We start from the raw sequence: 19,542 nt of genomic DNA on the forward strand, positions 1-19,542 counted from the left end.
CTATATGTTTAGTTCGTTTACTTATCTATCTTTACGGAAATCAAATGCTTTCGACTCCCTCTTTCCTTTCGCACCAGGATGTTTCTTACTATTGGCATTGGTGAAGATGAACATTAACCCTAGATTGAGTACCAATATCAGTGTGCCAGTGCCTAGAAATAGACCTTTATTACCTGGTATAAATACAAAGAATACCACCGCCGCTACTATTCCAATCACCATGAGTAGTAGCAGTCCTTTCTTCATGCCTTTCCAAAAAACTTCAGATGGAGCCATAACTATATCAATCTTAATATCCTCCTTCCCACTGAGTACAAAGATACCAATTTATTTACTCAATAAAGCGAAGTGGCTATGCGGATTCCGAATGTCGGTTGTCCGCATAGCCACTTCCTTATCTGTCTATTTCAGAATTACCAGTCGAATAGAGGACGGTGTCCCATCATCTCATTTACCTCACCACGAACTGCCTTGATTACAGCCTCGTCGGTTGGGTTGGAGAGTACACGGTCTATCTTCCTTACTACTTCACGAGCCTCATCTTCCTTGAGACCACGAGTAGTGAGAGCTGGTGAACCTACACGGATACCGCTGGTCTGGAATGCAGAGCGGTCGTCGAATGGTACCATGTTCTTATTGATAGTGATATCTGCCTCACCTAGTACGGTCTCAGCTACACGACCAGTGAGCTCTGGGAACTTCTTGCGAAGGTCTACAAGCATCAGGTGGTTGTCGGTGCCATCGGAGATAACCTTGTAGCCTAGGTCTACGAATGTCTGAGCCATTGCGCTCGCATTCTTGAGTACCTGCTGCTGGTAGGTCTTGAACTCTGGCTGCTGTGCCTCACCAAAGGCAACTGCCTTAGCAGCGATGATATGCTCTAGCGGTCCACCCTGTAGTCCTGGGAATACCGCGGAGTCGAGTAGAGAGGTGAAAGTGCGGGTTACGCCCTTAGGTGTCTTCTTACCCCATGGGTTCTCGAAGTCCTTACCTACGAGGATAATACCTCCACGTGGACCACGGAGGGTCTTATGAGTGGTAGAGGTTACTACGTGTGCATACTTTACCGGGTTCTTGAGCAGACCAGCAGCGATAAGACCAGCAGGGTGCGCCATATCTACCCATAGGATAGCGCCAATCTCATCTGCAAGAGCACGCATGCGCTCATAGTCCCACTCACGAGAGTAAGCCGAACCACCAGCTACGATTAGCTTTGGTTTATGCTCACGAGCGAGCTTCTCCATCTCATCGTAATCTACTGTACCATCGCTCTCCTTTACATTGTAAGCAATAGGATTATAGATGATACCTGAGCTATTGACTAGTGAGCCATGGGTGAGGTGACCTCCGTGTGCAAGGTTGAGTCCCATAAAGGTATCGCCAGGCTTAAGACAAGTCAGGTAGATAGGGTTATTTGCCTGTGCTCCAGAGTGAGGCTGTACATTTGCCCACTCAGCACCATAAATATCCTTTAGTCTGTCGATAGCTAGTTGTTCAGACTTATCTACTACTTCGCAACCACCATAGTAGCGCTTACCAGGATAGCCCTCTGCGTACTTGTTGGTCATGATGCTTCCCATAGCCTCCATCACCTGATCACTCACAAAGTTCTCAGATGCAATCAGCTCTAGTCCCTTAGTCTGGCGTGCCCTCTCCTCGGCGATTAGGCTAAAAATCTTTTCGTCTCTCTTCATATTGTTATTTCCTTAAATATAGGTTGAAATATATTCTATGATTACTCCACAAAAGTAGTCTTTTTCCCCTACACAGCCAAATGCCTACGCCCTAAATCATCTCTACTGAGGATGATTGTGTGAGGGATAAAGGCGTAATCGCTAACTGGGGAGTTGGGATTTAGAGCTGGTTATCTGGAGGGCAACGGCTATTAGTATGATGCCAATGCCAATGGTAGTAGAAAAAGAAAGGCTCTCGCCTAGGATAAGTACGCCTACGAGTACAGCCGTGACAGGTTCTAGTACTCCCATGATAGAGGTGGCTGTAGAGCCTATCCGTGGGATGGCGCTAATCAGTAAGATATTAGAGATAATCGTCGGAACAATACCTAGCAGCGCGAGCAAGCCCCAAGCTGATGGTGTCTGTGGCAATTGTAGTTCTTGTTTGCCCAGTGCGACAAGCCCAAAAAATATGGTGGAGAAGACCATGAGGTAGAATGTGAGGCGCCACATAGGAATCTGGTCAGCTCTACTCCGATTAATCATAACGATATAAACCGCATAGCAGAAACCACTAAAGGCAACTAGTCCGATGTCCACTAAGGCAATCTGAAAACCACTTTCTCCCATAATTCCAGAGAGAAAAACCACACCGATAAATCCTAAGACTAGTGCTAACATACTCCCTCTATTGAGCTTTTGTCCAAAGAATATTAGCATAAGGAGTGCTACCATGATAGGGTAGAGGAAGTGAATCACCGTAGCTACTCCCGAGGGCATGGATCTATAGCCATTGAGGAGGAAGTAAGCGCATAGAAAGTTGAGGATACTCAGTGTAAAAATGAGCCTTAGGTGCTTCCCAGATTCCTTAAAGGAAATACCTCTGACCACCATGATTAGGGCAACGATGATTGCGGCTAAGGCAAAACGATAGACAAGGATACTTGCCGTACTCATCCCCTCTCGTATCAGGGGGACACTAAATAGTGGGATTAACCCAAAGGTATTGGCGGATAGCAGTGCGGCAATATAGCCTTTGACATGATTCGATGATTTCATTTTTTTAAATCAAATAAGGTAAGTTGGCAAGGAGCGAAGGAGCGACGGTGTAGAGGCGTGAGCCCAAGAGCGCGAATGCCCTCAAGGTGTTTGGGTGTGCCGTATCCCACATTGTGTTCCCAGTCGTAGCCAGGATACTCTAGTGCATATTGCTGCATCAGATGGTCACGATAGGTCTTGGCTAGGATAGACGCCGCAGCTATGCTCGCTACCATGTCGTCTCCCTTCACAATGGTATCGTAAGGGATAGCATGTTCGCCCTTAAATCTATTACCATCGATAAGTAAATGTTCGGGTACCACAGATAGGTTGGCTACGGCTTGGTTCATAGCTCTATAGGTGGCATGTAGGATATTGAGCCGATCAATTTCTGGGGCAGGTACTTCCGCAATAGCATAAGCTATGGCTTGCTCTTTTATCAATACCGACAGTGCTTCACGGCTCTTCGCACTTAGCTTCTTAGAGTCGTGTAGTCCTTCTATAGCGCAGTCTATAGGGAGGATTACCGCGGCCGCTACTACTGGTCCTGCTAGGCATCCTCTTCCTACTTCATCTATCCCTGCCTCTAATCGGTTAGCTATAATTCTATTGGGTAATACCACCGTCATTCTCCTTGTACCCTCCTATCTTGTGTATATAGGGTAACGTAGGTTCCACATGGATAATAATATGAGTGCCCTCTCCAAATCGTTCTGCTAGTTTCTCCTCCAGCAGTATGGAGAGGTCGTGCGCCTCGTAGAGAGAGCTATGTCCATCTACTCTTACATCTAGTTCTATAGCTACGGTGTCGCTCCCCGTCATACGTGTACGGAGGTTATGCGGGTCGGTAATGCCCTCTACACTCTTCGCTATTTCCAGAATTTCTGCTTCTGTCTCCTTGGGCAGGCTTGCTTCGGTTAGCTTTGCCAGCGATGGCAGTGTGACCTCCAAGCCCATACGCATTACAAACCCTGCCACCACGATAGCGGCAATAGGCTCCATCAGCTGCGCTACACCACCGAAGAGGATAGAGGAGCCAGCCCCGATAAGCACTGCAAGAGAGGTGAATACATCGCTCCTATGATCCATTGCCTCGGCATGGAGCACTTCACTACGGGTCTCCTTGGCTTTCTTTAGGGTATAGCGATAAGCCCATTCCTTGAGCACCATAGCAAAGATTGCTACCGCCAACACAATGTACGCTGGCTGCTTGGGGAGTATGCCCTCACTGAAGTAATCGCCAATAGTCTTACCCGAGTCTACAATGATGAGGATACCTGCCACAATCATCGCTGCCCCTAGGGCAAAGGATGCCACCGTCTCGTACTTGCCATGCCCATAGGCGTGGTTTTCGTCCTGAGGCTTCCCCGAAACCCTTAGTAGCAAATACACCACGAGGTTGGAAATAATATCGGTGAGCGAATTGATACCGTCAGCGATAAGGGCGGCACTATTGCCTAGAAATCCTACCACCAACTTGAGTGGTGGTAGGATTGTATTCACCCAAAGACTGACCTGATACGCCTGTACTTTTGCTTTGTGGTTAGTAGATGTTTCCACGGTTTACTTTATGGTTGTAATCTTAGTCGTATCGGACTTCAGACCGTGGCTGGTAGCCGTTAGCGTAATCGTCCCTGCCTTCTTAGACGAGCGCACTATGGCAGTCAGCTGACCGCTGAATGCTGGTTGCTTAGTACTCTGGAATGGTACAATACAAGTAGCATCGCCATTTGCTGCAGCATGAAACGCCCCAGCACCTGTAGCCTTGAAGGTAATTTCATTGGTAGCTGTAGGGACTACATTACCGTCTTTATCTACCACTTGTACACGTACGTAAGCGATATCCTCACCATCGGCATGTAGGTTGTCATTCTCCAAAGTCAGCTTCACTGCATAGGGTTTCCCCGTTGTCTTCACTACCCTAGTGGCAGCGATATTACCTTCGTTGTCATAGGCAACTACCTTTACTTCGCCTGGTTCGTAGGTAGTATCCATCCACATCAGGCGATAGCGCGGTTGGCGTTCTAGTCCTTCCCTACCAGTCTTGGTAGAGATAGAAAGATCCTTCGTGCGCTTGCCTTGGCTCTTACCATTGATAAATAGTTCGGCAGATGGGTAGTTGGTGTAGACGAATATAGGGGTTACCTTGCCTTCTCTCCCTTGCCAGTTCCAGTGGGGTAGGACATGCAGCGTCTCTTCGCCCTTATTCCAGTGCGAGCGATAGAGGAAGAAGCGATCTTTCTCGATACCCGCTAGGTCTACCGCTCCGAAGTAAGACGAATGGCTTGGCCACTCGGTATAGTAAGGCGTAGGTTCACCTAAGTAGTCAATACCCGTCCATACAAATTCACCTATATTATAGTGGAAGTCCTCGTGGTTCATAAAGTCGTCCTCGGGGAGGTTGCTCCAACCACAGTGCTCTACATCGTAGCTACTGCACTGCTGATCGTCATAGGTTGCCATAGCTTTGCGCTCCACTGGGAACTTGTATACCCCACGGCTCGATACTGTAGAGGTTGTCTCCGCACCCATGATCAAGCGCTGAGGAAGCTTCTTATACGCCTCTTCGTACTGCCAATTGTGGTAGTTGAAGCCTGCGACATCCATTATGGAGGCGAAGTTATTCGCCACTGCGTTATTGGGGTCGTTCATACCTACGGTTACCGGACGAGTAGGATCCTCTCTATGGAAGATATTCTGGAGGTAGTAAGCTACCTTATTGCCACCCTCTTCCCCTTGCTCATAGATTTCATTACCAATACTCCACATCACGATAGATGGGGCGTTGCGGAACTGTCGGGTAAGGTTGGTGAGGTCTCTATCTGCCCAGTCGTCGAAGTAGAGATGGTACCCATTCTCTACCTTCGGGATACGCCACTCGTCGAAGCTCTCCGCCATTACCATAATACCCATTTCATTGGCAGCCTCTATGAACTCTGGCGCCGGCATATTGTGGGAGGTCCGGATTGCGTTCACTCCCATATCCTGCATCTTCATTATCTGTCGCTCATATCCACGCTTATTGGTGGCACCTCCGAGAGGACCTAGGTCGTGGTGCAGACATACGCCCTGAAACTTCACCATTCTGCCATTGAGGAAGAAGCCTTTGTCGGGGATGAGTTCGATAGTACGCACGCCAAAGGTAGTACTATAGCTATCTACTTGCTCACCATTCACATATACATCTGTTCGGGCGGTGTATAGGTTCGGCTGCTTTAGGTCCCATAGCTTAGGGTGATTGAGCTTTATATTCTGCTCCAAGGTGTTGTCGAAAAGAGCACTGCCATTACTCTCCGTCACCGCTACCTCTTGCACTCCATCTAGGATGGCTGTGCGTAGGGAGATTTGCTTAGGAGATACCCCCAGGGTGTTCTCTATTGTTGTCTTGATATTTACCTGTGCCCAGTCCTTATGAACCTTGGGAGTCGTAATCTGATGCCCCCATTCAGCTACCTTTACGCCTGAGGCAAAGGTGACCCATACATTACGGTATAGACCTGCTCCTGGATACCAGCGCGAAGTCTCGGCGGGATTCTCAAGGCGCACTGCCAATGTCTGCTCTGGTTTTGAGATATCGATTAGGTCTGTGACATCGACATAGAAAGAGCTGTAGCCGTATGGCCAGAAGATGGCTTCCTTACCATTGACATAGACACGGGCATTACTCATAGCCCCGTCGAACTTAACTTCCACTCTATCGCCCGCCTTGTGCGTAGTAGGCAGACGGAAACTATTGCGGTACCAACCAGTACCTACGTGAGGAAGCCCACCGGTACGCGCGGTGTGGTAGATAGGGGTCTTCTGTCCGTCCTGAGAAATAGCAAGAAACTGCTTGTCTATTTCGGGGTCGAAAGGACCGTATATTGCCCAGTCATGAGGCACTACTACACTCTGCCACTTCGTAGCATCGTAGTTTACTTCTTTAAATGATGGGTTGTCCTCCCTTGTAAACTTCCACCCCTCTCTCAGGCGGAGTACTTCGCGCTCTTCCGCCCACGCAGGTAGCGCCATCATTACTATAGCGCATACCAGCATCACTTTAGTCCATCTTTGTCTCATCCTAATCAGTAAGTCTTTTTTCTGCTTTGTATCTCTACAAAGGTACTACTTTCTTCCTAATCTATTGGGTGCCCGTTATTTCTCAGTAAGGTGTTTACCGATAGCCTCTCCTATAGGTGTCCGAAGCGATACTAGGTAAAAGAGTACCATAGCTACCACATGGGCAATGACCCATCCTACATTGGGAAGATGTGGCAGATAAATAGGGTTGTAAACTATTCCTAAAGCAGCCATCAATGCCATCAAGAGGGTCACCGACTTCTTGAGCTTGTACTGATGCACCACATAGTAAATGGCTCCACCGCATACTACTACATGCCCAATGATATCTACGAACCGGATTTCTCTCCGCTCCAGTATCAATAACACCAGCGCAACAAAGGCGCAAATCATATATAGTGACCTATTATTCATTCCTCTACTCTCAAGTCGTTGTAAAATAGTTGTAGTAGTTTATTCGCTGCGGCAAATGAACTCATCTTATCCTCAAGTATAGCCTGCTCCACTTTCGGTAGTTCTTTGATAATCTCTGGGTTGTTGTAGAAAGTATTCCTAAGAGTCTCATTGATACTCTCGTACATCCAGTACTTAGATTGCTGGTTGCGGTGGCGATAGAAGTACCCATTGTCCTTGACAAATGCGATGAAGCGGTCAATCATATCCCATACCTCATCTATCCTTAGGTCGTAAAAGCCCGAGTAAGTCCTGACCTCAGGTGTCCAACCACTCTCGGCAGGTGGAAAGAGGTGCAGCGCATTCTTGAAGTGCGAAGCTGCAAGGTCTGCTGCCTTGATATTGTCTCCATCTGCCTTATTAATAACGATGCCATCCGCCATCTCCATAATACCACGCTTAATGCCCTGAAGCTCATCTCCGGTGCCTGCCAATTGGATGAGGAGGAAGAAGTCTACCATAGAGTGTACCGCTGTTTCGGACTGCCCTACACCCACGGTCTCTACTATAATGGTATCGAAGCCTGCTGCCTCACAGAGGATAATACTCTCACGTGTCTTCCGAGCCACACCTCCGAGGGATCCAGCCGATGGGCTAGGGCGAATAAATGCATCCTCCTCTTTTGCCAATCGCTCCATACGGGTCTTATCCCCAAGGATACTGCCTTTGGAACGTTCGCTAGAAGGGTCTATGGCGAGCACTGCTAGTTTGTGCCCACTCTTTACCACGTGCATGCCGAAGGCATCTATCGAGGTACTCTTCCCGGCACCAGGTACTCCCGTAATACCTACACGTACTGAACGCCCAGAGTAGGGTAAGCAACGCTCAATCACCTCTTGGGCTTTCTCCCTGTGCTCAGGCAGACGGCTCTCTACCAATGTAACCGCCTGAGAGAGCATAGCCCTATTGCCAGCAAGGATGCCCTCTACATATTCATCGGCAGAGAGGAGCCTCCGCTTCCTAGGTTTGAGGTAAGGGTTTACTATCGGGACATCGCTTACGCCACTATTCACCTTAAGACCCAAGTAATCGCTATTATTCTCTGGATGTTCGTGTGTCATATCTCTGTTTTATACGTTGTTGTCACTTTCTACAAAGGTACCCAAAATAATGATTAGCAACAGAGGTCTCCCACCGTAGCGGCAGTGTAGTTGATAAGGTCGGCGGAAGCTATCTTGATCTGCAAACCACGCACCCCTGCACTCACATAGATATGGTCAAATAGCTGGCATGTCTCATGGATATAGGTGGGATATGCCTTCTTCATACCTATGGGTGAGCACCCACCTCGGATATAACCCGTAAGAGGGAGTAATTCCTTTTGGTGGATCATCTCCACGCTCTTATTGCCTGAGATATGTGCTGCTTTCTTGAGGTCTACTTCGGCATCGCCAGGGATGACACAGATAAGGATGCCTGTCTTGTTGCCTCTCAGCACAAGGGTCTTGAATACCTGATCTATATCTTCTCCCAATTGATTGGCTACGTGTATAGCAGATAGATCCTCCTCATCTACCTTGTATGGTACGAGTTCGTATCCTATGTTAGCGGCATCCATTAGCCGTGCCACGTTGGTTTTGTTGCTCTTCTTTGCCATCTCGTTCTGTCTTATTGGAAAGTCTCTAAGTACTTGCAAAGTTAGTGATATCTTTCTACAGATGACAGCGATTACCACTACCGTTGAACCTCGTATGCCATTGTTTTGACACTCGTTTACTCCTGGATTGCCCCGACTACGTATATTAAATGGTCATGCGCTCTATAGAGAAAGGGAAGGCAGGGTAGGGTAGAGCGAAGGTGCAGGGGAGAAAGCGTAGGGCGGTTATGCGCCTAGTATGGTGCAAAGAAAGAGATTGGAAATCAATTGCGACGCTTGTTGTGGGTGAGGACGGCTACTGTGCTGAAGAGGGCGATAAAGCCGATGAGGACAATCAGGTCGGGATAGATATCCATAAAGCCTGCCCCACGGAGGTACATCATGCGATTGATACGAATGAAGTAGGTAAGAGGGTTGGCGTAAGCTATCGCTTGCCCCCAAAGAGGCATGGCATTCACTGGGGTAAATAGTCCGCTAACGAGGAAGAAGATAAGGATAAAGAAGAGGGTAAGGAACATAGCCTGCTGTATGGTCTCGGAGAGATTGGAGAGAATTACGCCCATAAAGGAGAGCCCGATACAGAAGAGTAGGGTAGAAAATAGGTAGAGGAGGAAGCTCCCTTGGAAGCCTAGCCCATATACCCAATAAATGATAGGCACACTGATGGCTACCGCAAGTACTGAGATGACCCAGAAGGGGATAATCTTGCCAAGGATAAAGAGGGTACGCTTCACTGGTGTAACATTGATTTGCTGTAGTGTGCCACGCTCTTTTTCCACCACGATACTCATAGCGGGGAATATGCTGCTATAGAGGGTTATCATTATGACTAGGAGTGCTGGGAGCATGAAGAACTGATAGTCGAGCGTACCATTGTACTTGTAGACCGGTTTTATTTCTATCGTCTGAGGGTCTGACACACGTAGTTCTGAAGAGTACTCTTGAATCAGTCGAGTGAGGTAGCTCTGACCGAGACCCGCTTGGCTGCCATCTACTGAATTGATGAGTACTTGCACCTCTGTCTCCTTGTCTCTCTCTAGGCTTTGGCTGAAGTCTTCTGGAAGTACTATAATCGCCAAGGACTCTTGGCGCTCAATATCTTTTAGCGCAGTGGGATAATCGGGGTAGATGTTTTGGATTTGTATAGTGGGGGTGCCTTGGAGCTTCCCTATAAATCTCTGTGCATACTGCCCTTGATCGGTATTGACGATGCTTACCTTGAGCTCTTTTAGTTCTTGATTGATGGTCCAAGGAAAGAAAAAGAGTACAATAAGGGTATAAAACACCAGCATACCCCTGAGGATAGGATTGCGGAAGAGTTGCTTTACTTCTTTCTCTAGTAGAAAACGTAGTACCATAGGCTATCTAAGTCGGGGTTTGATTTTGACTATTGCTATAGTAATCATGACTGTAGCAATGATTACCAGCGCTAGCACTTGTGGCCATACTACGCCAATACCGACTCCCTGAATCATCACTTTCCGGGTGGCATCTATATAATACCGCGCCGGTACTATGGCTGTAATCCATTGCAAGATGAGCGGCATATTGGCAATGGGGAATAGCATGCCGGAGAGAAGGATGGTAGGCATCATCATGCCGAACCCTGAGACGATGACGGCACCTTGCTGATTCTCGACCATACTAGAGATAGCCAAGCCTATGGCAAGCGCGACAAAGACGTAGAGCATAGTAATGAATACCAATAGGAGAAGCGAGCCTCGGATGGGTACCCCTAGCACGAAGTAGGAGAGCAGAAGTATGGAGGTGATATTCACGAGGGATACCATGAAATAGGGCACTGCCTTGGAGAGCACCATAATAGTGGCATGAGCGGGAGAGGCAAGCAGCAGTTCCATATTGCCCCGCTCTTTTTCTCGGGCGATACTCACGCTGGTCATAATCGTACATAGCACGATGAGCACTAGTCCCATAATGCCAGGGACAAAGTTGTAGCTCGAGCGCATCATAGGATTATACAGCATACGGTTATTGACATTGATGGTATACGGGAGGCTCTTTACTCCTAGCTCTTCCTCCATAATAGAGCCAAATAGGGCTGAGGCATAGCCTACCCGCATCTCCCCAGCATTCGGATCCGACGCATCTACTACCATCTGGAGCTCGGTGGGCTGTTGGCTATAGAGATCTTTATCAAACCCCTCGGGAATCACGAGGTACATATCTAGCTTATTGGCTCTGAGTAGCGCCTCTGCTTCGTAGGTCGTAATCATGCTGTCGTGGAGGATAAAGTCGGGGTTACTCCTGAGTTTTTCCTGTAGCTTCTGTGTGTACCTACTCTCTCCTAGGCTTATAACCGCGGTGCGGATATTGGTGACCTCCATATTGAGTGCGAAGCCGAATAGGAGAATCTCCACTATAGGCATCATGATCAATATCAATAGAGTGTAGGGATCGCGTAAGATATGGATGAACTCCTTCCCTACGAATGCCCAAAACTGGTTGATTAGATTCCCTTTCATTCGGTTCGCCTCCCTTCTTTTGCCACTTGCTTAAATACGGAATCCATATCTTGGGCACCTGTCTCCGCCTTGAGTTGTGCGGGGCTTCCCATTGCTTTGATTTTACCATCGACCATGATAGAGACCCGATCACAATACTCTGCCTCGTCCATGTAGTGCGTGGTAACAAAGACGGTAATCCCTTGCCCATATGCAGCTTCGTAGATGAGTTCCCAAAATTTACGGCGAGTAATAGGGTCTACTCCTCCTGTAGGTTCGTCGAGAAAGACAATCTCGGGCTGGTGGAAGATGGAAATAGAAAAGGCGAGCTTTTGTTTCCACCCTAAGGGCAACTTACTTACTAAGGTATTGCGGTAGTCGTAGAACTCAAGGCGGTGTAGCATCTCATAGGTCTTGGTGCGAATCTCGGAGAGTGGCATACGGTAGATGCCTGCGAAGAGACGGATATTCTCCTTTACCGTGAGGTCGTCATAGAGTGCAAACTTTTGGCTCATATAGCCTATGTGCTTTTTTATTTCCTCATTCTCCTTCAGGATATCGCATCCCGCTACTTGACCCTCCCCGCTTGTGGGTTTGGAGAGCCCACATAGCATTTTCATAGCAGTGGTCTTACCTGCACCGTTGGCGCCAAGGAAGCCGAATATCTCGCCCTTCTTCACATTGAAGGAGATATTATCCACGGCATAGAAGTCGCCAAATACCTTGGTGAGACCCTCTACCTCTATCACATACTGACTATTCATACGTTCTTGGACATTGAGAGTAGGAGAAAGGCATCCTCTAGTCCGGCTTTAATGCGTCTTACTTTATTGCTCCCTATATGTGCCGCAATCTCGACTTCCGATACACCTTCTTCCGTTGTGATATGAAAAACCTCTCCGAAGGCGAAGCTATTAATCGCCTTGGGGAAGGTGGAAAGTAGTCCGAGTAGCTCTAGGCGATTGTCGCCCCGCACTTCGAATATAGGGTGTGGGTAGTTGTGCTCAAGAGCTTGTGGCGTATCGACAGTGAGGAATTGCCCTTCCTGCATAAAAGCGATGCGATCGCACTGCTTGGCTTCGTCCATATAAGGTGTAGAGACTACGATAGTCACTCCTCGCTTGGCTAGTTTTCGCAGCATATTCCATAGATCTACACGGCTGATAGGATCGATACCAGTAGTAGGCTCGTCAAGGAAAAGCACCTCGGGGCTATGGATAAGCGCACAGGAGAGTGCTAGCTTTTGCTTCATGCCTCCAGAGAGAGAGCGAGCTTTGCGGGTCTTGAAGGGTTCTATCTGACTGTAAATATCCTCTATCAAATGATAGTTCGCCTCAATCGTGGTTCCGAATATCGTGGCAAAGAATTGTAGGTTCTCCTCCACCGAAAGGTCGGGATAGAGAGAAAAGGTGCCAGGCATGTAGCCTATGACTTTGCGGAGTGCCTTGTAATCTTTGTTCGTATCGTACCCTGCTACTATAGCCTTGCCGCTATCGGGAAGCATAAGAGAGCAAAGGATGCGAAACAGGGTACTCTTGCCGGCTCCATCGGGACCAATCACACCGAAGATTTCTCCCCTCTTTACCAGAAAGGAAAGCCCACCAGGAGCTGTCCCAACACCCACGCGCCCTTCGTCGGGAGAGGGAAAAGTGAGGCTGAGTTCCTCTGCTCGTATCATCTCCTCTCGTAACACGTTATCTTACCTCGCCATACATTCCGATACGGAGGTAGCCATCATTGGGCACCTTTACCTTGATTGCGTAGACCAGATTGGAGCGCTCGTCCTCCGTCTGAACCGTCTTTGGCGTAAACTCTGCTACACTGGATATCCAGGTAATCACGCCTTCATACTGACGTTGTTTGCCCTCCTCGCTATCGACATATACCTTCACTGTATCCCCAAGTTTAAGCTTAGTCAAGCGCTCTCCTTGGACATAAGCACGGAGATACATATCGGAGAGGTTCGCTACTCTGAATAGGGGGCGCCCCTGCCCTGCCAATTCCCCTTTGTGGATATACGTAGCCGTTACTGTGCCATCAATAGGTGTCCTAATCACGGAGCGTGCAATGAGATCCTCTACTTGTGCTACTTGTACATCGATAGCTGAGCTCTGGGCAGATATCTGAGCGTTGCTATTGGAGAGCGTGCTACGGCTTGCTGCCAATTGGCTTTGGAGGGCCGCAATGCCCGTCTCGATATCATCGAGCTGCTTCTGCGTAGCTGCGCCAGCCTCTAATAGCCGAGCAGTCCTCTCACGTTGCGTTCTCAAGTCATCGAGCTGTACCTCGAGGGCTTTGGTCTGAGTGGTCACATTGGGGCTTGCAGCACGTACTCCCCTGCCCGAGCGCAGTAGAGCCTCCTTTTGTAGGTATAGTTGTATGGTATCTATGAGTCCCACCTGCTGACCTTCTCTTAGCACACTACCCTCTTCTACATCCCAAGCAAGCACTTTGCCATTTGCCTCACTAGAGACCAGTACCTCCGTAGCCTCGAAGCTGCCAGAGCCTATCAACGCATCATCGCTGCCCTTACAGCTCACGACGAGCATCACTAGGGCAATCAACGCCAACCCCTTTTTCATAATCCTTTGTTATTCTTTAGGCGGTAGAGCGAGCGTAGGTACTGCAATTGATGTACCTGAGCCGTCTGTTCTGCCGCATGGTAATTACTAATCTGCTGTAGGTAGTCAGTGGTAGAGAGTGTCCCCTCGCTCTTTTGGAGCTTTCCACGCTCCGCAATCCTTTTGTGCAGAGCCAAAATCTCGTTATCCTTATCTACCAACGCTTGGTATTGCTTAGCCTCGGCGCTATATTGTGCCTCTTTGCTTGCTATCTCACGCTCCAATGCCTGTCTCTTTAGCTCAATCAAAAGATTAGTCCCCTCTAGCTTCTTTCGCTGAGTGCTATAGTCGTAGAGCTTCCCAAAGTTCCAACTAAGCGTTACCCCACCTATGGCGAAGGTCTTAGGGTCGGGATCAAGCATATTGAGCCCAGGTCTGCCATATCCTCCTCTGGCAAATAGGGCAATTGTAGGCATACCTTCTGCCTTGTAACTTCGCCAAATGGCATCCGCATTCTTTAGCTGAGCATCGAGCATCCTATGCTCAGCGCGCTGAGGTGCCAAGCGACTCTCCTCTGCCAAGGAAAGTATTGGTGCAGCCGGTACTGTAGCTCGTGTATCTGCCGAAAGCTCCATACCCGTGTAGATGCCCAATGTCTCTAGCACAGCTTGGTGGCTCAGCTGCAGTTGCTCACTAGCTTGTTCGGCTTTCAGTTGTTCTACTTTCACGAAGTCAAGGTCGCTCTCCGTCGCTACCCCATTAGCGAGTGCCGAGGAGACCCTCTGCTCTTGTCGGGCTAGCTCATCTATCAATATCTGTTGCAGCTCCTGCTGTTTCTCCAGCATCAATAGGGAGAAGTAAAGCTCTGTTACGCCCTCCTCTACCTTCTGGAGCTGGACATCTACGTCTGCTTGCTGTACTTTCGTCTCTGCCTTTATCCGATGAGTGCCAGCCTTAACCCTGCCACCATCCCATAGTAATTGCGTTGCCTGAATATACGCTTGGTATTGCAGCTTGGGTATTTCTGGTAAGTCCAGCAGCATTGGGGGCATTCCTGGTATCTGGGGCATTGGCACATCTAGTTCTGTAACATGGCTCTGAAAGGTTGCCCGTCCCTCTAGTGAAAGCTGTGGAATATAGGCGTACCAAAGGGCTTTGCTAAGATTCTCCCCTATCCTTTGCTGAACCTTCTTCTGCTGCAATAGGGGGAAGTTCTTGCGGGTTTGCTCTAAGCACTCCTCCAGAGTAATACTCTGGGCAACAGCCCCTAGTGGTAAGAGCAATGCAAGCAAAATCAAAAGTAAGCGTTTCATTTCCTCTCTATGTATAAATAGCTGTAGACTAGCCCAACGAATATCGAACCTCCCACTATATTGCCAAGGGTAGCAGGGATAAGATTATTCCAAAACAATTGAACAATACTAACGTCGGCTCCACACATCATCCCCATAGGGATATAAAACATATTGGCTACACTATGCTCGTAGCCAAGTGTTACAAAAACCATCACCGGTAGCCATAGCCCCACAAGCCTTCCTAGCATCTCTTGCGAACTAAGCCCAAGCCAAACGGCAAGGCATACGAGCCAATTGGCTCCTATTCCCTTGAAGAAAATAGTAGACCATGGAAGAGATACTTTGCTCTTGGCGGTACTGACGATTGCACTCACCCATGGTTCGGATGCCAGCATCCCTGTTTGCTGTACAAGTAGGTAGCATAGGAGTAATGCCCCCACAAGATTGGTCAGCCACACGATTCCCCAATTCTTCGCAAGATATCCCCATGGGATTATCCTCTTTCTTGCCCCTGTTACTAGGTAAGCAGTATTACCAGTAAAGAGCTCACCACCCACCAATATGATTAGTATTAATCCCACGGGAAAGAGTACACCCTGAATCAGTTTTACCAACGCTGGATTACCCTCCGTAATATATGGCATTCCGTGGGAAACATAAAAGGAGAGCCATCCTCCGAGTGCAATATAGGCGCCACCCAATACGCCCAAGAGAGCCAACTTTACGGCTGGGGTATTGTACTTTTTGAGCGCCATCCCCTCGGTGAGCTTTAGTACTTCGTTTGGCGTATTATACATTATCATTGAATCCTTTATGTTATAGGACAAAGATACTAAAGATATCCCCAATAGCAAGCCATACCAAGAGAGGTGTCCCGAAATCATATTTCAGGTACACCTCTCTCACTAATTAGTAATAGACGAAAAGAGATTAGAAAAAGACCTCCTTAAGCCTATCTACAAGGGTTAATTCCTCCCAAGGGAATAGCTCTACTTCCATATCGATTGGTTCGCCATAAGGGTTCTCGAAGTGCTTCTGTGTCTTGCGAGGGGTGCGACCCATGTGCCCGTAAGCAGCGCTTTCCTGATAGATAGGTTGCTTGAGGCGGAGCGACTCCACGATACTATACGGACGGAGGTCGTATACCTCCTTGAGCTTTTCAGCAATCTCCTCGTCGCTGAGGTCTACATGACTCCTTCCATAGGTGTCTACAAATAGGCTCACCGGCTCCGCAATCCCAATGGCGTAAGCCACCTGTATCTTCACTTCGTCGGCTACACCCGCTGCTACTAAGTTCTTCGCAAGGTACCGAGCTGCATAAGCAGCCGAACGGTCTACTTTCGAACTGTCTTTTCCGCTAAAGGCACCACCACCATGAGACGCCTTACCACCATAGGTGTCAACAATGATCTTACGACCCGTCAGCCCTGTGTCTCCTGCTGGACCCCCTATAACGAACTTCCCAGTAGGATTGACATGAAGAATCACCTTACTATCGAATAGCTTCTGCACCTCGGAACTATACTTCTCCACCACTCTTGGGAGTAGTATGGAGTGGATGTCCTTCTTGATACGATCCTGCATCATTCGGTCTGCTTCAGCTTGGGATAGACCTGCATGAGACCTCACGAACTCATCGTGCTGTGTGCTCACCACGATAGTATGCACACGCTTAGGTGTACGATCGAGGTTGTACTCAAGCGTCACCTGGCTCTTAGCATCGGGACGAAGGTAAGGCATCAGCTCTGGTTCCTCTTTGCGTATCTTGGTCAGCTCTTGGAGTATCGTGTGTGAAAGCTCTATTGGCAAGGGCATGTAGGTGTCGCTCTCATTATTGGCGTAGCCAAACATCATGCCCTGATCGCCAGCGCCCTGATCCCTTACATCCTCACGCACTACACCACGGTGGATATCTGGGCTTTGCTCACTGATCGCAGTGAGGATGCCGCACGAATTACCATCGAAGAGGTACTCTCCTTTATTGTAACCAATCTGGTTGATTACCCCACGTACTACCGAAGGGATATCGACATACGCATTAGACGAAATTTCACCCGAAATCACCACCTGACCTGTGGTCACTAGTGTTTCGCATGCTACCTTACTATCGGGATCTAGTGCCAAGAAATGATCCAAGATAGCATCGGATATCTGATCCGCTACTTTGTCTGGATGTCCTTCGCTTACCGATTCGGAAGTAAATAAATAACTCATAACTCCTCCTTTTATTTCATTATACGCCAGCACAACCGAGAGAGAAGTAAAGAAAGCCAAAAGAGATACTCAGACCCTGTATATCGTATATATTAATGGTGCGCTGAGCCACTCATTTAGCATTTTTTACCGTGGTTGCAAGCAAGCCCAAATCTCTCCACGACCACCACTGACGATGGTTATTAAAACAAATACGCCACAAAGGTACTAAAAACTCCAATATGGAGATACTTCTCCTTAGCCAAAATGCTATCGGCGAAGGGCATATCGTCTTCGGTACTTTAGCGAGGGGCTATGGTTACTCCCTAGAGTAGCGTCAGTCCCTCAGGCGAGGAACTCTAGTTCCTCCCGCGAGAGACTCTAGTTCCTCCCCATAATAAACTCTAGTTCCTTCCGCTAGGGACTTTCTTCGCTCCCTAGAGTAGCTTCAGGCACTTACGGTAGAGGAAGTGGTGGGACTAGCAACTAATACAAAGACGAAGCGCACTGCCTACTTTTATGTAGGATAGTGCGCTTCGTCTAAATCCTTACGCAGAAATGTCGCTGTTGTAAATAGAGGCTTTGATCTCACTCAGAAAGCTCCGCTACGAAGCCCTCAGCATCGTGGTAGGCACCGCTCATCACTTCTTCTACTACGCCACCTATCATCCCTGCCATAGCTCCATTATTCATGCGCGATACGTAGGTGCGACCATCGGACTTCTCATAGATAGAAATGCGGCAGGGCATCAGACTGGAGTAGATGCGCAGACTGTCTTCGGAGAGCATCCGACTCGCATACACAGGGTTGCAGAGCTCCACCACCTTGATGGGCAACACGGAGTAGCCATTCTTGGTCATGGTCTCTTGCATATCGTGAGTATGAGTAATGCGCCACCCTTTGGCAGAGATAATCTCGCCTAACTTCTCCACCGTTTCATCGAAACCGTACTTGCTACGGCTCTCTTGGAACATATCCTTTATCATATCTTATTATCCTTTATCATTAATACAACTGTATAGGTATAACGGATAAGCTCAAAGGATTGTTCGGCAGGAGTCTTTTATTACTTTAGCTTTTCAATCGCCTCAGCCATTGCAGCTTTCACCTCTGGATCGGTCTCTTTTTCGTGTGCAATCTCTAGGTCGGGCAGATACATACGGTAGAGCGACCAGCCGAGCCAGTTAGCTACTGCAAGGCGCATCTCGGGGCGTTTGTCGAAGATTAGCCCTTGTATCCATCGCTTGGCATCCCATGAATTATGCTGCATCAGCCAGTCGAGTGCCTTGAGCTGTGCTTCGGTAGCGCCATAGAGGAAGGTCTGGAAACTCTCGCTCTCCTTTTGCCTACGCTCTTCGGTCATCAGTATCTCTTGCCCGAACTTAGAGGGATCCACAAACTTACTATTGAGCTGTGGCTCTACTTGCCGAGGTGCAACCCCGTGTACCATCTTGGAGATCATCCACTGCATGCCAGGGGTGGCCTCTGGATGCCCTACCACAGAAGCGGTCTTGCCCTTGCCATATTGGGCAATGTAGAGGAAGCTCTTGCCATTGGTCATATCCACAGGTGCATTGCCCTCCACGTGCACATCGCTCTCCATAGTAGCAAAGCTTGTGTACTTGGTCTTGCTCTCAGGGTTAGGCAATACCACAGGTCCTTCATAGTACATTATATATAAGGTGTCTTGGCCTGCTACCTCGGGAAATAGTCCCTTGCCCTCTTCTGTGAGAGTAACCTTGGCAATCCCGCGTCCGCGGTTGTCATGCTCTATATCATGTGCTTGAGCCCCGCTCATAGCTAGAGAAGCATACTCAGGGGTGTCGGTGATGAGATAAGCGCCAGCGCAAATGCCGACATATCCTCCGCCATCACGAACAAATTGCTGTACTGCTTCACGTCCGGTTGAGCCTATGTTGAGGTACTGACGGCTACCCCCTCCACCTGGAACGATGAGGACATCGACTTCGGAGAGTTGTCCATCGGCAATATCTTTCGTGGTGAGTAGGCGCGCCTCCAGAGAGCTATCCATTCCCACCGCTGCCATAGTCTCCCATACGCAGGTCTCAGAACCTCCATGACCTTGGAATACTGCTACCTGTAGCTTGTCGCCCTTTTGTGTAGTTGTCTCTTGCTCTTGACTTTCACCACCGCATGCTACTAGTAGTAGAGCTACTACTGATGCAAGAAACATCATTGTTCTTTTCATA

At 48.5% G+C, this 19,542-nt stretch carries 17 protein-coding genes and 1 pseudogene; all 18 read right to left on the reverse strand.

Going from position 1 to position 19,542, the window contains the following annotated elements; translation table 11 throughout:
- Window positions 1-21: 21 nt before the first annotated feature.
- The 18 genes and pseudogenes from IX315_RS02250 to IX315_RS02340 all read right to left on the reverse strand — a co-directional run bounded on the left by IX315_RS02250 (window position 22) and on the right by IX315_RS02340 (window position 19,541).
- Window positions 22-246 (reverse strand): hypothetical protein, encoded by a 225-nt coding sequence (locus tag IX315_RS02250; protein WP_018358520.1) that lies wholly within the window; start codon window positions 244-246, stop codon window positions 22-24.
- Between the two features lie 167 nt (window positions 247-413).
- Window positions 414-1,694, reverse strand: a complete 1,281-nt coding sequence (gene glyA / locus IX315_RS02255; RefSeq protein ID WP_018358519.1) for a serine hydroxymethyltransferase — start codon at window positions 1,692-1,694, stop codon at window positions 414-416.
- A 141-nt stretch (window positions 1,695-1,835) separates the two neighbouring features.
- Entirely contained in the window at window positions 1,836-2,732 is an 897-nt protein-coding gene (locus tag IX315_RS02260; protein ID WP_211641884.1) for a DMT family transporter, read from the reverse strand.
- Window positions 2,729-3,340, reverse strand: a complete 612-nt coding sequence (locus tag IX315_RS02265) for a ribonuclease HII (RefSeq protein ID WP_244973056.1) — start codon at window positions 3,338-3,340, stop codon at window positions 2,729-2,731. Before IX315_RS02265 ends, IX315_RS02260 begins: the two co-directional genes overlap by 4 nt.
- Complete coding sequence (locus tag IX315_RS02270; RefSeq protein ID WP_211641883.1) at window positions 3,318-4,271, reverse strand: cation diffusion facilitator family transporter; 954 nt, start codon at window positions 4,269-4,271, stop codon at window positions 3,318-3,320. The genes IX315_RS02265 and IX315_RS02270 overlap by 23 nt, the downstream gene beginning before the upstream one ends.
- Before the next feature lie 3 nt (window positions 4,272-4,274).
- A complete protein-coding gene (locus tag IX315_RS02275; RefSeq protein WP_211640585.1) occupies window positions 4,275-6,725 on the reverse strand; it encodes a glycoside hydrolase family 2 TIM barrel-domain containing protein in 2,451 nt (816 codons plus the stop codon).
- Window positions 6,726-6,845: 120 nt separating this feature from the next.
- A complete protein-coding gene (locus tag IX315_RS02280) occupies window positions 6,846-7,184 on the reverse strand; it encodes a DUF6804 family protein (RefSeq protein WP_211641881.1) in 339 nt (112 codons plus the stop codon).
- Window positions 7,181-8,284: a methylmalonyl Co-A mutase-associated GTPase MeaB gene (meaB, locus tag IX315_RS02285; protein ID WP_018358513.1), complete on the reverse strand. Its 1,104-nt coding sequence runs from the start codon at window positions 8,282-8,284 to the stop codon at window positions 7,181-7,183. Before meaB ends, IX315_RS02280 begins: the two co-directional genes overlap by 4 nt.
- Before the next feature lie 53 nt (window positions 8,285-8,337).
- Window positions 8,338-8,820: a Cys-tRNA(Pro) deacylase gene (gene ybaK / locus IX315_RS02290; protein ID WP_211641880.1), complete on the reverse strand. Its 483-nt coding sequence runs from the start codon at window positions 8,818-8,820 to the stop codon at window positions 8,338-8,340.
- 263 nt (window positions 8,821-9,083) lie between these two features.
- Window positions 9,084-10,178, reverse strand: a complete 1,095-nt coding sequence (locus IX315_RS02295) for an ABC transporter permease (protein ID WP_211635143.1) — start codon at window positions 10,176-10,178, stop codon at window positions 9,084-9,086.
- 3 nt (window positions 10,179-10,181) lie between these two features.
- Window positions 10,182-11,303 carry an ABC transporter permease gene (locus tag IX315_RS02300; RefSeq protein WP_134848890.1) on the reverse strand — a complete coding sequence of 374 codons (1,122 nt, stop codon included), beginning with the start codon at window positions 11,301-11,303 and terminating at the stop codon, window positions 10,182-10,184.
- A pseudogene (locus IX315_RS09890) lies at window positions 11,300-12,960 on the reverse strand (ATP-binding cassette domain-containing protein). Before IX315_RS09890 ends, IX315_RS02300 begins: the two are co-directional and overlap by 4 nt.
- Window positions 12,961-12,976: 16 nt before the next feature.
- Complete coding sequence (locus tag IX315_RS02315; protein WP_018358306.1) at window positions 12,977-13,864, reverse strand: HlyD family secretion protein; 888 nt, start codon at window positions 13,862-13,864, stop codon at window positions 12,977-12,979.
- Complete coding sequence (locus IX315_RS02320) at window positions 13,861-15,156, reverse strand: TolC family protein (RefSeq protein ID WP_211641879.1); 1,296 nt, start codon at window positions 15,154-15,156, stop codon at window positions 13,861-13,863. Before IX315_RS02320 ends, IX315_RS02315 begins: the two co-directional genes overlap by 4 nt.
- On the reverse strand, window positions 15,153-15,935 hold the full coding sequence (locus IX315_RS02325) for a formate/nitrite transporter family protein (protein WP_018358304.1): 783 nt from the start codon (window positions 15,933-15,935) through the stop codon (window positions 15,153-15,155). Before IX315_RS02325 ends, IX315_RS02320 begins: the two co-directional genes overlap by 4 nt.
- A 133-nt stretch (window positions 15,936-16,068) precedes the next feature.
- Window positions 16,069-17,352, reverse strand: a complete 1,284-nt coding sequence (gene metK, locus IX315_RS02330; RefSeq protein ID WP_018358303.1) for a methionine adenosyltransferase — start codon at window positions 17,350-17,352, stop codon at window positions 16,069-16,071.
- A gap of 567 nt (window positions 17,353-17,919) precedes the next feature.
- Entirely contained in the window at window positions 17,920-18,318 is a 399-nt protein-coding gene (locus IX315_RS02335) for a DUF302 domain-containing protein (protein ID WP_018358301.1), read from the reverse strand.
- Window positions 18,319-18,398: 80 nt separating this feature from the next.
- Window positions 18,399-19,541 (reverse strand): BPL-N domain-containing protein, encoded by a 1,143-nt coding sequence (locus tag IX315_RS02340; RefSeq protein WP_244973057.1) that lies wholly within the window; start codon window positions 19,539-19,541, stop codon window positions 18,399-18,401.
- Window position 19,542: the final 1 nt, after the last annotated feature.

Source organism: Porphyromonas levii (assembly GCF_018206105.1).
In the GTDB taxonomy this organism is placed as follows: domain Bacteria; phylum Bacteroidota; class Bacteroidia; order Bacteroidales; family Porphyromonadaceae; genus Porphyromonas_A; species Porphyromonas_A levii.

Bases quoted from the DNA above. Each gene is read 5' to 3' on its own strand.
- IX315_RS02250 (WP_018358520.1), bottom strand. From the start codon at position 246: ATGAAGAAAGGACTGCTACTACTCATGGTGATTGGAATAGTAGCGGCG.
- glyA (WP_018358519.1), bottom strand. From the start codon at position 1,694: ATGAAGAGAGACGAAAAGATTTTTAGCCTAATCGCCGAGGAGAGGGCA.
- IX315_RS02260 (WP_211641884.1), bottom strand. From the start codon at position 2,732: ATGAAATCATCGAATCATGTCAAAGGCTATATTGCCGCACTGCTATCC.
- IX315_RS02265 (WP_244973056.1), bottom strand. From the start codon at position 3,340: ATGACGGTGGTATTACCCAATAGAATTATAGCTAACCGATTAGAGGCA.
- IX315_RS02275 (WP_211640585.1), bottom strand. From the start codon at position 6,725: ATGATGGCGCTACCTGCGTGGGCGGAAGAGCGCGAAGTACTCCGCCTG.
- IX315_RS02280 (WP_211641881.1), bottom strand. From the start codon at position 7,184: ATGAATAATAGGTCACTATATATGATTTGCGCCTTTGTTGCGCTGGTG.
- meaB (WP_018358513.1), bottom strand. From the start codon at position 8,284: ATGACACACGAACATCCAGAGAATAATAGCGATTACTTGGGTCTTAAG.
- ybaK (WP_211641880.1), bottom strand. From the start codon at position 8,820: ATGGCAAAGAAGAGCAACAAAACCAACGTGGCACGGCTAATGGATGCC.
- IX315_RS02295 (WP_211635143.1), bottom strand. From the start codon at position 10,178: ATGGTACTACGTTTTCTACTAGAGAAAGAAGTAAAGCAACTCTTCCGC.
- IX315_RS02300 (WP_134848890.1), bottom strand. From the start codon at position 11,303: ATGAAAGGGAATCTAATCAACCAGTTTTGGGCATTCGTAGGGAAGGAG.
- IX315_RS02315 (WP_018358306.1), bottom strand. From the start codon at position 13,864: ATGAAAAAGGGGTTGGCGTTGATTGCCCTAGTGATGCTCGTCGTGAGC.
- IX315_RS02320 (WP_211641879.1), bottom strand. From the start codon at position 15,156: ATGAAACGCTTACTTTTGATTTTGCTTGCATTGCTCTTACCACTAGGG.
- IX315_RS02325 (WP_018358304.1), bottom strand. From the start codon at position 15,935: ATGTATAATACGCCAAACGAAGTACTAAAGCTCACCGAGGGGATGGCG.
- metK (WP_018358303.1), bottom strand. From the start codon at position 17,352: ATGAGTTATTTATTTACTTCCGAATCGGTAAGCGAAGGACATCCAGAC.
- IX315_RS02335 (WP_018358301.1), bottom strand. From the start codon at position 18,318: ATGATAAAGGATATGTTCCAAGAGAGCCGTAGCAAGTACGGTTTCGAT.
- IX315_RS02340 (WP_244973057.1), bottom strand. From the start codon at position 19,541: ATGAAAAGAACAATGATGTTTCTTGCATCAGTAGTAGCTCTACTACTA.